We start from the raw sequence: 11,002 nt of genomic DNA on the forward strand, positions 1-11,002 counted from the left end.
ATGCCTGGGTGGGTCCGCAAAGTTCTCGCGATTCTGTCGGGAGTGATAGCGGTGACAGCAGTCGCCGGTGGCATTGCGCTCATCGTCGGGTCGATCACGCCCGGATCCTCGGGAACGATCGTTCCCGATCAAGCCTTCCTCGACACCAGCCCATTCACCTCATACACGATCCCCGGACTCGTACTTGCCGGCGTCGTCGGCGGATCGCAGGCAGTCGCCTCGATCGCGCTGCTCCGACGCAGCCGAATCGCCGGCGCCGCGACGGCAGTCGCGGCATTCGCACTGCTCGTCTGGATCTTCGTCCAGATGATGTTCATTCCGTTCAGCGTGCTTCAAGCCATCTACTTCGGTGCGGCCGCCGCAGAACTCGGATTCCTTTTGCTCGCTCTAGGGCTACTTGAACCTGAGCGCGCGGGCGTGGCGCGGAACTAGCTTCGGAGAAGGGATCGCCATGAACCACGTCGCCGATCTTCCAGAATGGTCCGCTCAGGGACCTGTGATCGAGTTGTCAGAGCAGCGATGCTGGAGCCTTATTTCCGGTGCCGGAGTCGGAAGGCTCGGGGTGAGCATCGACGAGCAGCCGGAGATCTTCCCCGTCAACTATTTCGCTGACGGTCAGACCCTCGTCTTCCGTTCCGCCGACGGAACCAAACTTCGAAGCCTGTTCTCCAATCGCCGCGTGGTCTTCGAGGTCGACTCCCTCGGCACCCTCCACAACTGGAGCGTCACCATCAAAGGCCACGCCCAGGTCAAAGAATCCACCTACGTGAACCGCGCCGCCGAAGACGCCCTGCCGCCGTGGAACCCCGTCACCGAGTTCTACTTCGTCGAGATCGTGCCGTCCTCGATCACCGGTCGTCAGTTCGAACACCATCTCGCTGCGGTCCGACGATCTGACGACGGCACCCTGACACCCGAACTCTGACATTGCCGTTGCACTTCCGGCCGGTTAGCCGTGCCTCCCACGGGGGATAGTCGCGGATGTCCACCTCGCGTACCTTCGAGCCAACAGGACTGCCAGTGAGGGGGTAGCAATGCGGGCTCGATTCATCGCTGTCGTCATCGCCGCAGCAGCCCTCACCGCTGGCGGAATCGTCGCGGGTGCCGCGTCAGCCTCACAGCCTTCGGTAGTGCCGACAGCGGTGCCACCCCAGACAACGTCAAGCCCACCTGCGAATGCAACGTGCCCGTCAGACCCGTCCATCCCGTACTACGACGACGGCTGCCTCGACTGGGACGAACTCCGCGGCGGTCCCGCTGACGATCTGCAAGAGGCGGACACTCCGTCGGCCGAGCAAGCTCAAGCAGACGATGCCGGCCAACCAGTCACCGTCACGCATGCACCGCTGCGGTACCCGGCATGCGGGCCGAAACCGACGCCTGGGATCTGCATCATCACCGATCCGGCCCGCCTCAAAGCGGACCGGCAAGGCTTCAGCGGTTGGCCATCGAACATCAATCCTGACGGCACAAGCCGTTGACGACTGAGACCGGCAGACGAGGAACAGTCTTGCAAGTGCGGCTACGGTCCGCCGGAGACTGAGCAGTCAACCATATGGTTCTGGAACTTGACGAAGATGTCGCCGTTGAACCCATGGTGCGGCGCCCAGATCTCGCCACCGAAAAGCGATGTCCCTAGGTGTCTATATCCGGGGGTGGATCTGGCCGGTTTGGTGAGCTCGCGGTGGCAGTTGTAGTCGTGGCCGTCGAATGCAGTCAGGGAGCTGACTGGGTTGGGCCACCAGTCCCACGTGCGATCGTGAACGATAAAGGAGAAGATACCGAGCCCGACAACGGTGGCGGCGATCGTCAATGTCGCGATCAGACCGGTGCGGCTCTTCCGTGTTGTGGTGGTCATGGCTCTCCTCCGGCACGACCCTATCGGGCGGGCATCGAGGAACGACCCTCAGCCGTTCCATCTGGACGCCGACGCGGCCAAGAACACCTTCTTCGGCGGTCTGGCCGCGAGCGGCTGGCACACGGCTACGATCACCATGCGTCTTCTGGTTACGAGCGGCCCCAATATCGCCGGCGGGCTGATCGGCGCCGGCGGTGAACTGGCCTGGCCAACGCCGACCAGACCGGGCGATCGGCTTCACTTGCGGGTGACCGTCGAGTCCGTCAGGGCGTCGCGATCGGATCCGAGTCGCGGCAGCGCCACCCTCAAAGTCGAGACGCTCACTCACGAAGAGGATCTTCGGCAACTCTTCACCGTGCGCACACTCCTCTTCGCACGTCCACAATCGGCCTGAGGCGTTGAACCATGTCCAAAGAATTGCGGTCCGAGCTGGCGACCGAACGCCGACACTGCTTGAGCCGTACCTGCCCGACGGGCTGCCGACATGGACATCGTCAGGATGCTGTGAGCTGCGCTGCCCGAGCGAGCACGCGTCGGCCCACCCGCGCGACGTTGTCGGCGGTCCAGGCGAGGGCTTCATCGCGTACGGTGATCTCCGCGACGGCCCGTCCGTCGCTGCCTGTCCACCAGTCGTGCACCCATCGCTCGCCGCTCGCCTCGAGGTGTTCGAGCACGGCATCGTTCAGCGCGTCCGCCGGGAGGTCGGCGTACACCCAGAACTCGCAGATGTGCGGCGGGTCCGGCGTCACGGCTAACCCGGGCAGTGCGGAGAGGCCTTGGGCGATCGCCCCGGCATGCCGTGCCCAGTCACTCATCCGCTCCAGCCTCGTGTCCAGGCCGTCGAGCGCTGCAACGACCGCGGGAAACTGGCGGAAGACGTCGCCGCCGTAGCGTGTCCGCCAGACACGTGCCTCGGCGATGACCTCAGCGTCGCCCGCCACCAAAGCACCCGACAGTCCGCCGATCCCCTTGTACATCGACACGTAGACCGATGACGCGAGCGCAGCGATCTGGGCGGCCGATCGGCCGAGCTGATGCTGTGACTCCCAGATCCTGGCCCCGTCGACGTGCAGCGGGATGCCGCGTTCGCGCGCAGTCTGAGCGAACCGGCCGTACCCTTCCCAGGTGGGCAGGACGTAGCCCAGTTCCTGCATCGGAAGCTCGACTACCGCCGCAGCGAGAGGTCCGGACAGCGCGGCGAGATCCGCGGCCGTGGGCTGGCGCGGCTCCCTCGTGAGCTGCACCGGTTCAAGACCGCTCAGAGTGGCGAAGGCGTCCTCTTCGTTTACCTGGGTGTGATGCAGCGGATGCACAGCGATCCGCGCCGTGCCAGCGCGCGATGCCCACACCCGCAGCACTGCCTGCTGCGCCATGGTGCCGGTGGGGAGCCAGAGTGCGGCGGGCTTGCCGAGCAACGCTGCTACGCGGCGCTCCAGTCGTTCGACGATGCCACCGCCGTAGGTGTCCACTGCTTCGATGGCAGCCGCGTTCGGCGAGGAGGCCAAGGCGGCCAGACGTTCGGCGTACGTGAAGGGGCGCTCGTTGGAGAGCAGCTTCGTCGCCGAGCGCGAGGCGACCCAGAGGCGTTGCCGCGGTGACTGGACGGTGGCGGGATCCCTGTCGGCGTCGGTCACAACCTTCACGATACGCCCGAAGCTCCGCCGCCCATGGCGCGGATGCACCGGCGACTCGCCTGGCGGTTCCGCGCGGGCGTTGATGAACGCGCATCCGCGAAAGTCTGGCCGAAGGAATACGGAACACCGACACCCTCCCACCGCACCCTCGACCTGTACTTCGACAGCTACGAGGATGCGGCCGCGGCCGTCGCGACCCCGGCCGGAAGCGAGTTCTTCCAGAGCCTGATCGGACCTGGCACTCCGTTCACCGGCCTGTTCTCCGACATCGAACAGGGCACCTCGACGATGATGCCGTCCCGATCGCCGAACCGGGCGATGCCCTGCGTGACGTGAAGGTACTGACCGCGGGCGTGCGAGTGCCAGGCGGTGCGCGCCCCGGGAGCGAATCGGACCAGCGCGACGGTCATCCGCTGGTCCCCCTCGTGAGGTGCGGCGATCGGGTCGACCCAGACGTCTCCGATGAACTGCTCGGGCGAGTTCTTGACGGTGGGCGCGGTCGGTTCGATGTTCATGATGCTCCTCTATTCCTGATGGGTCAGCGGCGTCGCGCAGCGGGAGTCAGCTCCGCAACGCCGTAGCTGTTGTCGTCCGGATTCACGGTGACGCCTGGTGGCACGAGCTCGTCGATCCTGTCGAGCACGTCGGCGGTCAGCGCGACCTCCGCCGCCGGGACATACGACTCCAGCTGCTCCATCGTGCGCGGGCCGACGATCGCTGCGGTTACCGCAGGGTGGTTGATGACGAAGGCGATCGCGAGCTCGATGAGGCTGATGCCGGTCTGTTCGGCGAGCAGGGCGAGCTCCTCGACGATGTCGAGTTTGCGCTGGTTGGCAGGGCTGCTCATGTCGAACCGGGCGCCTGGCCGGGCGGATGAGGTGGGCGCGGATGCAGCATCCTTGCGCCACCGGCCGGACAGCCATCCGCCACCCAACGGGCTGTATGTGAGCGAGCCCATCCCGTGCCGCTGAATCGTGGGAAGCACATCCTCCTCGATGCCGCGGGTCAGGATGGAGTACGGCGGCTGCTCGGTGACGAACCTTTCCAGGTTGCGCTCTCGAGACGCCCACTGCGCCTCGACGATCTGCGAACCCGAGTACGACGACGAGCCGAGGTAGCGCACCTTGCCCTGCCCGACGAGGTCGGTGAGAGCGCCGAGCGTCTCCTCCACATCCGCGTCGGGGCTCGGCCGGTGGACCTGGTAGAGGTCGATGTAGTCGGTCTTCAGGCGACGCAGCGAGTTCTCGACTTCACGCATGATCCAGCGACGGGAACCGCCGCGCTGGTTCGGGTCGTCGCTCATCGGCATGAAGAACTTGGTGGCCAGGATGACGTCGTCGCGACGGCCTTGCAGCGCCTCCCCCACGATCTCTTCGGAGATGCCCCCGGAGTAGACATCGGCGGTGTCGACGAAGTTGATGCCGGCGTCGAGGGCGCGGTGGATGATGCGGATGCTGTCAGTGCGGTCATCATTGCCCCACGGGCCGAACATCATCGCGCCTAGGCAGAGGGGGCTGACCTGCACGCCGGTGCGGCCGAGTGGGCGGTAGTCCATGATTCTTCTTCCTTCGGATCGGGCTTCGGGTCAGGCTTCGGGGATGACCATCGCGAACCGCTCGATCCGCGCCTCGTCCGGATCGGGTCCACTGCGTACGCCCGTGTCGAGGGCGTCGATGCGACCGAGCTCATCGGCGGTCAGCTCGAAGTCGAACACGTCGAAGTTCTCGGCGATGCGCGACGGATTGACCGACTTCGGGATGGCTGACCGGCCCTCCTGCAGGTGCCAGCGCAGCATCACCTGAGCTGGGGTCTTGCCATGGACGTCGGCGATCGAGGCGATCGTCGCATCCTGCATCACGCTCTTCCGGTTCTCGCCCCAGCCGGGGTAGAAGGTGATGCCGCCGATCGGCGACCAGGCCTGGGTGAGGATCCCGTTCGCGGCGTCGGCGGCCCGCACCTCGGGCTGGGTGAAATAGGGGTGAAGCTCGACCTGATTCACCGCGGGCACGACACCGGTCTCGGCGAGCAGCCGGTCGAGGTGATGGGGCATGAAGTTGCTGACGCCGATCGACCGGACCCGGCCATCGGCGAGGAGGGTTTCGAGCGCTGTGTAGGCGGCGATCGTCTTCTCGAACCGGTCGGGGGCCGGCTGGTGCAGGATGAGCAGGTCGAGGTGGCCGACGCCGAGCTTTCCCGTCGCCTTCTCCCAGGCGTGCAGGGTCTCGTCGTAGCCGTAGTCGGACACCCAGACCTTGGTCTCGATGAACACGTCGCCGCGGTCGAGGCCGGAGCGACGGATGCCTTCGCCGACCTCGCGTTCGTTGCCATAGGCCGCGGCGGTGTCGATGTGGCGGTAGCCGGTGTCAAGTGCCGCCTGGACAGCAGCAGTGGTTTCTTCGGGCGGCGACTGGAAGACGCCGAGCCCGAGAGCGGGCATCGTGATGCCGTTGTTGAGTGTGAGTTCCGTGACCATGCCATCCACGGTACGGGCGGAGCCGAGCAGAAGGGAGGGCACGTCAGTGCCTCCCTCGACGTCATCCCGCGGCGTAGGGTCGTCGACATGACCCACACCGATGACGTGCGGGAGTTCCTCACCTCCCGGCGCGCGAAGATCACACCCGAGCAGGCCGGGCTCCCGGCGTATGGCGGAAACCGCCGGGTGAAGGGTCTGCGCCGCGAGGAAGTCGCGATGCTCGCCGGGATGAGCGTCGACTACTACACGCGCCTCGAACGCGGAAACCTCTCGGGCGCATCCGACAGCGTTCTCGAGTCGCTCGCCCGAGCGCTCCAGCTGGACGACGCCGAGACGTCGCACCTCTACGACCTGGCGCGGGCCGCCGGGGTCGCACCGCGCATCCGGCGCAAGCGAAGCCCGGAGACCGTGCGTCCAAGCCTGCAGCGAGTGATCGACGCGATCGTCACCGCGCCGGCCTGGGTGCGCAACGACCGCGGCGACGTCCTCGCCGTCAACGAGCTGGGCCGCGCCCTCTACCTCGACCTCATGGCCGAGGCCGTTCAGCCGCCGAACAACTCACGCTTCACCTTCCTCAACCCGAAAGCCCGCGACTTCTATTCGAACTGGGAACGGGCGGCGGACGACATCGTCGCTATTCTGCGCTCAGCCGCAGGCCGGAACCCCTACGACAAGGACCTCACCGATCTCGTCGGCGAACTCAGCACCCGCAGCGAGGAGTTCCGCATCCGCTGGGCGCGCCACGACGTGCGCTACCACCGCACCGGACGCAAGCGCATCCACCACCCGATCGTGGGCGACCTCGATCTCGCCTTCGAAGCGCTCGAACTCCCCGGCGAACCGGGGCTGCGGGTGAACGTCTACACCGCCGATCCCGGAACGCCTTCTGAGGATGCCCTCAAGCTGCTGGCCAGCTGGGCGGCCACCCAGCGGCAAAGTTCGCCGAGCGCTCTGACGCAGAGCGAGCATGCCCAGCGAGACGGCGCACGATAACCACCAGCCTTGTGAGTCAGCCCGCCTGGTACGGCAGCGGTCCGCCGTCGAGGAGCCGCTGGATGCGCTTACGGATGAGGTCTGCGAGTCCTGGGCTGGTCTCGGGTTCGGGAACAGCCTCGAGGGCTGCGTGAAGCGTCTGGCACAGCAGTTCCACGATCCGTTCGGATCGCGTTGTCGGCATCCCCCAGAGCGAAGCCTCTTTCAGCACATTCGAGCGCGTGACGAAGCGAAGGTCGGCCTGGCCGTTGAGCGCATGGCCGGCAGTGGTGAGCGACGGATTCATCAGCATGGTCGGCGCGGCGTCGTACAAGGGGGCCAGAGTAAAGAAGCCGGCGCGATCGATGATCATCGAGTAGTTCTTCGAGTGGGCATCCGAGTTGCCGATCAGTGTGTTGAAGGCCACCAGGGTCAGGAGGTCGTCCTGGAATCGATCGCGATCGATTGAAGCGCTGCCGGCTTCGACGGCGATCCGCGTGAGACGCGACGGCATTCCCATGTACTCGTATTTGTCGCGAACACCGAGCCCGAGCGCCTGCGTGAAGTCTTCTTGATGAAGCCGCACACCGTGAGAACGGTCGTACCGTTCGACGACGATGGCCAGGCGGCCGCCGAAATCCTGAAGTTCAGTCGAAGCCGCCCGAATACCCGAAGCGGCTGCAAGGTTCGCCGTCCAATGCTCGGCCTCGACCAGGTGGGGGACGACCACATTCGCGATCGGCTCGGGTTTGATGATGTGTGTAGAGAGCGCACCGCCCGTGGGCCACGCCCAGCCGGCCTCGGCTTTTGTGAGCAGCACCTTCGCCTGGGTACCTCCGAGGGAGGCGCCGACCGGAAGTCCGTCCGGCGTCTTGAGCGTCGGGAGGTTGTGCACGATGTCTGTGACCTCGTCGCTGCTCAGCGCGCGAAGGGATCCTCCATCGGGTTGGTCGCCGGAGACAAGGAATTGGACTGCTCCAGCGCATTCCGCGCCGATCGCGCCCAGCAGTGCGAAGTCGTCTCCGCGCGGAACCTTGTTCTCGACTTCGATCATCTGCCGGACAGGCGGCTCAGGCAGCAGGCCGAGAACGAACGCATCCAGCGCAGGACCCTCGACGCGTCTGGCCGTCAGCGGGAGCGCGAGCGACAGTGCTCGACTGTCGACGCCGTATTTGTCGAGCCCATCCTCGTCGAAGCGAAGCCGCAGCCGGCCGTTGCGGAGCTTCGTCAGCTCAGCGAGAGGGCGTCCGTGGAGCCAGACGGCAAGGGCGTCATACGTCACTTGTCGGCCTCCTCAAGTCGGACGACCACGCCTTTCGGGATGATGACGAGCTCGTAGCCGAGCTCGTCGAGAACCCGCACGACCAAGGTGTTGGCGACGGAACCGCCCCGCTCCATACGGCTGATGGTCGCGCGGGATGAATCAACGCGCTCCGCCAGCTCTTCCTGGTTCCAGTCTCGAGCGATTCGGAGATCTTGGATCGCACGACCGATCGCAGGCGCAGACCATCCGCGGAACCATCGGAGTCTTCGCTGCATCATATTTACAGCATACGGCAGTTTCGACCCAGCTGACTCATATTTGAGTCAATCGATTCGACGCCGGTCAATGACGCATATTTGAGTCACGCCATCCCCGGCTTCAGTCAGTTACGACCCATACCCCGCCTGCCGCGACCCGCCCCGCGATCGTCGAGCGACATCACGCCGATTCCCTGCGCACCCTTCGAGAAGACCACCCACCGGCCCCCGCCGACGGCCTCCAATACCCACTGCCGGTCCGACCGCGGATCACGCGTCCAGGCGCGGGAGAGTTCGTCAGCGCCGTCGCGAGCTGCTCATGCAGGTCGGCGATCTGCTCGAGGACCTTGTCGGTGTCGCGGGCAGTGAGCAGATAGATCATGACCGCGAAGAACAGCGCCCACAGTGTTGCGATGAGGGACACGACCGTCGTCGGACTCGAATCCCCGCCCACGACCACCACGAAGAGCGTCACGACGACGCCCGCGGCGAAGGTCACAACGGTGACCCTTCCGGGGAACTTCGCGAGGTGGTCGAGGAGCCAGCGGTAGAGCCGGCGGCCTTCCGTGGCGCGCCCTTCCGTCGTGCGGCCGTCGGTGACGACGATCTCATCGTCGGAGGTGTCGCTCATGCGACGACCGTACTCGCCATCGCTACGATCCGTACATGAGGCTGAACTCCCTGCGATGGACAGTGTTGGTTGCGGCGGCCATGGCGGGTGCGGTGGCGCTCTCCGGATGCTCAGCTCCGGCGATTCCGTCGGCGGCGACGCATGCGCGGTCCGCCTCCCCGGCCCCAGAGGCTCCCATCCTGGACTTCCCAGTGGGCAGCGTCCCCGGACAAGTCGCCTACGCGAGCGTCGACAACGTGTCGTCGACACCCACGGCGGGAAGCACGGCAGGCCCGGGGCTCTTCGTCGGTGGAAAGGTGCTGGTCATCGAGGGCGACTGCGTCGGACCGAGCGGTGGCGGGTTCCGCCTGACGACAGCCGACAGCGCGGCTCGCGTCATCGCTGCAGGCACCTTTCACTGCGGTGAGCCGATGCGCGATGAATTGCGCGGAGTGAATGACTACGAAGGACCGGTGCAGCTGAGCTTCACCGAGACGGACGGCATCCAACTCGGCTGGTTGCGTGCCTCGCTGGAGCCCGCCGACTGACATTCACCGCCACCGACCCGACCGAGCCCGACAGCGCGCGTGCGAGAGCTACAGTGAATTTCATGACCAACGAAACACCCATCGCCTACACCGCGCTCGAAAAGGGAACCCCTGTGCTGGCTGCCGACGGCAGCGAGATCGGGAAGGTCGAGCACGTGCTGCAGGACAGCTCGATCGACCTGTTCGACGGGCTCGCGGTGAAGACCGCTGCCGGGCTGCGCTTTGTCAGCGCCGACGTCGTCGGGCGCATCACGACGGCCGCCGTCCAAACCACGCTGACAGATGACGACACCGCCGATCTGCCGAAGCCGCAGGGCACCGAGGTGCTCGACGCCGACCCCAGCGAGTACCAGGGCAACGGCCTCAGCGCCTGGTGGGGTCGCATGTTCATGCGCGAGCACTGGATGCGCGAAAAGGAGTAAGCGGGGTCCCCCCGAACGCACGGTTGTCTACGCTGGCGGCATGAGCGAAACGCCGACACCCACCCGCGACCGGATCCGCTGGGGATGGTTCATTGCATGCATCCTGCTGGGTCTCGCCGCCATCCTGATCGGGTGGTTGGTGGTGCCGGCCGCCGCTGCTCGGGGCTACTTCGCGGGCGTGATGGCCAATGTCGGCACAACACTGCTGCTCGTGGGCATCGTTGTGCTGCTGGAGCGGCGGATCATCGACAACGCTGCACGCTTGGTTCGCAGGGCGAACGAGCAGACGAACGAGGCGATCCAGACCCAAATGCATGACCTCGAGCGTCGGCTGGCCACCGAATGGGCGGGCGCGACAGTCGAGAATGTGGACGAGAAGAAGGCCGAGACGACGCGGCTCACCGACGAATTCCGGAAGCGGATCGTCGACGAGGCCACGTACGAGGAATGATCATGGCCCAGCCAGCATCGCTCGCACGCGCGTGGATCGGGACGGTCGTGTTCCTCTTCGTGGCGCCCGGCATCGTTGCCGGCCTCATTCCGTGGCTCATCACCGGCTGGCGGTGGCACGACTGGGGCGGCGCTACCTGGATCGTCGTGCCGATCGCCTGGATCGCGATCATTCTCGGAGTGGCTTTCCTCCTGTACGCGTTCGCACTGTTCGCCCTGCACCGCGGAACGCCCGCTCCGGTGGCTCCGACCGAGACGCTCGTGATGACGGGCGTCTACAGGTTCGTGCGTAACCCGATGTATCTGGCAGTGCTCGCGATCATCCTCGGCCAGGCGCTGCTGTTCGGCTCGTGGTGGCTCGTGCTCTACGCCGGGATCGCCCTGGTCGCGGTCGTCGCGTTCGTGAAGGGATATGAGGAGCCGACTCTCACGCGTGCGTACGGCGAGCAGTACCTCGACTACCGGCGCAACGTCCCGGGGTGGTGGCCTCGGCTCACGCCGTGGCGGGGATGAC

Annotated in this window: 16 protein-coding genes; 8 read left to right on the forward strand and 8 right to left on the reverse strand. The window is 65.9% G+C overall.

The features are described from left to right. Together AAYO93_RS17380 and AAYO93_RS17385 are read left to right on the forward strand one after the other, a co-directional pair. Positions 1-432 carry a hypothetical protein gene (locus tag AAYO93_RS17380; protein WP_345762429.1) on the forward strand — a complete coding sequence of 144 codons (432 nt, stop codon included), beginning with the start codon at positions 1-3 and terminating at the stop codon, positions 430-432. A gap of 130 nt (positions 433-562) precedes the next feature. Further along, positions 563-925, forward strand: coding sequence for a pyridoxamine 5'-phosphate oxidase family protein (locus AAYO93_RS17385; protein WP_345762430.1), 363 nt, complete (start codon positions 563-565; stop codon positions 923-925). Positions 926-1,522: 597 nt separating this feature from the next. On the opposite strand, the gene AAYO93_RS17390 is transcribed toward AAYO93_RS17385, so the two are convergent. After that, positions 1,523-1,858: a hypothetical protein gene (locus tag AAYO93_RS17390; protein ID WP_345762431.1), complete on the reverse strand. Its 336-nt coding sequence runs from the start codon at positions 1,856-1,858 to the stop codon at positions 1,523-1,525. On the opposite strand from AAYO93_RS17390, the gene AAYO93_RS17395 reads away from it, so the two are divergent. Beyond that, the gene (locus AAYO93_RS17395; RefSeq protein ID WP_345762432.1) at positions 1,857-2,252 is read left to right on the forward strand and encodes a MaoC/PaaZ C-terminal domain-containing protein; all 396 of its coding nucleotides are present in this window, start codon (positions 1,857-1,859) and stop codon (positions 2,250-2,252) included. The genes AAYO93_RS17390 and AAYO93_RS17395 overlap by 2 nt on opposite strands. Positions 2,253-2,352: 100 nt before the next feature. On the opposite strand, the gene AAYO93_RS17400 is transcribed toward AAYO93_RS17395, so the two are convergent. From AAYO93_RS17400 to AAYO93_RS17415, 4 genes are all read right to left on the reverse strand, one after another. Further along, positions 2,353-3,492 carry a threonine aldolase family protein gene (locus tag AAYO93_RS17400; RefSeq protein ID WP_345762433.1) on the reverse strand — a complete coding sequence of 380 codons (1,140 nt, stop codon included), beginning with the start codon at positions 3,490-3,492 and terminating at the stop codon, positions 2,353-2,355. A 167-nt stretch (positions 3,493-3,659) separates the two neighbouring features. Further along, on the reverse strand, positions 3,660-4,007 hold the full coding sequence (locus AAYO93_RS17405; protein ID WP_345762434.1) for a hypothetical protein: 348 nt from the start codon (positions 4,005-4,007) through the stop codon (positions 3,660-3,662). A 23-nt stretch (positions 4,008-4,030) separates the two neighbouring features. Continuing rightward, the gene (locus AAYO93_RS17410) at positions 4,031-5,047 is read right to left on the reverse strand and encodes an aldo/keto reductase (protein WP_345762435.1); all 1,017 of its coding nucleotides are present in this window, start codon (positions 5,045-5,047) and stop codon (positions 4,031-4,033) included. A 30-nt stretch (positions 5,048-5,077) separates the two neighbouring features. After that, positions 5,078-5,965 (reverse strand): aldo/keto reductase, encoded by an 888-nt coding sequence (locus tag AAYO93_RS17415; RefSeq protein ID WP_345764914.1) that lies wholly within the window; start codon positions 5,963-5,965, stop codon positions 5,078-5,080. Positions 5,966-6,052: 87 nt separating this feature from the next. On the opposite strand from AAYO93_RS17415, the gene AAYO93_RS17420 reads away from it, so the two are divergent. Then, the gene (locus tag AAYO93_RS17420; protein ID WP_345762436.1) at positions 6,053-6,958 is read left to right on the forward strand and encodes a helix-turn-helix transcriptional regulator; all 906 of its coding nucleotides are present in this window, start codon (positions 6,053-6,055) and stop codon (positions 6,956-6,958) included. Positions 6,959-6,974: 16 nt separating this feature from the next. On the opposite strand, the gene AAYO93_RS17425 is transcribed toward AAYO93_RS17420, so the two are convergent. The 3 genes from AAYO93_RS17425 to AAYO93_RS17435 form a co-directional block, all read right to left on the reverse strand. Then, positions 6,975-8,219 (reverse strand): HipA domain-containing protein, encoded by a 1,245-nt coding sequence (locus tag AAYO93_RS17425; RefSeq protein ID WP_345762437.1) that lies wholly within the window; start codon positions 8,217-8,219, stop codon positions 6,975-6,977. Beyond that, entirely contained in the window at positions 8,216-8,479 is a 264-nt protein-coding gene (locus AAYO93_RS17430; RefSeq protein ID WP_345762438.1) for a helix-turn-helix domain-containing protein, read from the reverse strand. Before AAYO93_RS17430 ends, AAYO93_RS17425 begins: the two co-directional genes overlap by 4 nt. 160 nt (positions 8,480-8,639) lie before the next feature. Then, positions 8,640-9,089, reverse strand: coding sequence for a hypothetical protein (locus tag AAYO93_RS17435; protein ID WP_345762439.1), 450 nt, complete (start codon positions 9,087-9,089; stop codon positions 8,640-8,642). A 35-nt stretch (positions 9,090-9,124) separates the two neighbouring features. On the opposite strand from AAYO93_RS17435, the gene AAYO93_RS17440 reads away from it, so the two are divergent. The 4 genes from AAYO93_RS17440 (at position 9,125) to AAYO93_RS17455 (ending at position 11,001) form a co-directional block, all read left to right on the forward strand. Continuing rightward, the gene (locus AAYO93_RS17440) at positions 9,125-9,616 is read left to right on the forward strand and encodes a hypothetical protein (protein WP_345762440.1); all 492 of its coding nucleotides are present in this window, start codon (positions 9,125-9,127) and stop codon (positions 9,614-9,616) included. Between the two features lie 62 nt (positions 9,617-9,678). Further along, complete coding sequence (locus AAYO93_RS17445) at positions 9,679-10,038, forward strand: hypothetical protein (RefSeq protein ID WP_345762441.1); 360 nt, start codon at positions 9,679-9,681, stop codon at positions 10,036-10,038. Between the two features lie 40 nt (positions 10,039-10,078). Then, positions 10,079-10,489 (forward strand): hypothetical protein, encoded by a 411-nt coding sequence (locus AAYO93_RS17450; RefSeq protein WP_345762442.1) that lies wholly within the window; start codon positions 10,079-10,081, stop codon positions 10,487-10,489. Between the two features lie 2 nt (positions 10,490-10,491). Further along, positions 10,492-11,001 carry a methyltransferase family protein gene (locus AAYO93_RS17455; RefSeq protein ID WP_345762443.1) on the forward strand — a complete coding sequence of 170 codons (510 nt, stop codon included), beginning with the start codon at positions 10,492-10,494 and terminating at the stop codon, positions 10,999-11,001. Position 11,002 lies beyond the last annotated feature (1 nt).

The sequence above is a fragment of the Diaminobutyricibacter sp. McL0608 genome (assembly GCF_039613825.1).
Taxonomy (GTDB): domain Bacteria; phylum Actinomycetota; class Actinomycetes; order Actinomycetales; family Microbacteriaceae; genus Diaminobutyricibacter.